We start from the raw sequence: 689 nt of genomic DNA, 5'->3' as shown, positions 1-689 counted from the left end.
TAAAATCTCTTAAGTAATAGTGCTAAAAACGCTAAAACGACCATTTGCAGACTGGTGGTTAATTGACGCTCACAATTTTTCCAAAGTCGCCGACAATTCTCTAGCCAACTAAAAGATCGTTCGACTACCCAACGTTGGGGCATGACTTCGAATCGATGCAACTCATTGCGCTTCGCAACCTGCACGGTTGCGTTTAAATTACTGGCTACATCGAGCTGAAAATTAACGCCTGAATAACCACCATCAACTAAGACATTTTGAACCTGGCGTAAATGCATGGCATGTAAAGCGATCATTGCACTGGCCCCGTCTCGATCAGAGACGTTCGCTCGCGTCATGTGAATGGCCTGCGGAAAGCCATTGATATCAACTGCCAGATGGCGCTTAATCCCCGAGATTTTCTTACCAGCGTCGTAACCTTTGTTTTCAGCAGTAGCGGTGTTTTTGACGCTCTGAGCGTCAACGATAATAAAGGAAGTTAAAGCTGAACGTCCTTGGTAAGTTCGCCGAGCAATGACAATTTTTTTAAAACTTGTTCCAATAAAGAATCAGCCGTAGGCTCAGCTTTAGTTGACCAAATTTTGTAATAGTTGTAAACTGACCGCCATTCTGGGAAATCACCGGGGACTTGACGCCATTGGCAACCGGTTTTCAAGACATATAGGACCGCACAGAAGACCTCGTAGAGG

1 pseudogene is annotated in these 689 nt (G+C 44.8%); it reads right to left on the bottom strand.

Annotated features, from left to right (window positions below):
- A pseudogene (locus FC85_RS16060) lies at positions 1–689 on the bottom strand (IS5 family transposase); the annotation flags it as partial.

This window comes from Lentilactobacillus diolivorans DSM 14421, from assembly GCF_001434255.1.
In the GTDB taxonomy this organism is placed as follows: domain Bacteria; phylum Bacillota; class Bacilli; order Lactobacillales; family Lactobacillaceae; genus Lentilactobacillus; species Lentilactobacillus diolivorans.
The sequence above is the reverse complement of the archived record's forward strand: the minus strand, read 5'-3'. Positions and strand labels throughout refer to the sequence as shown.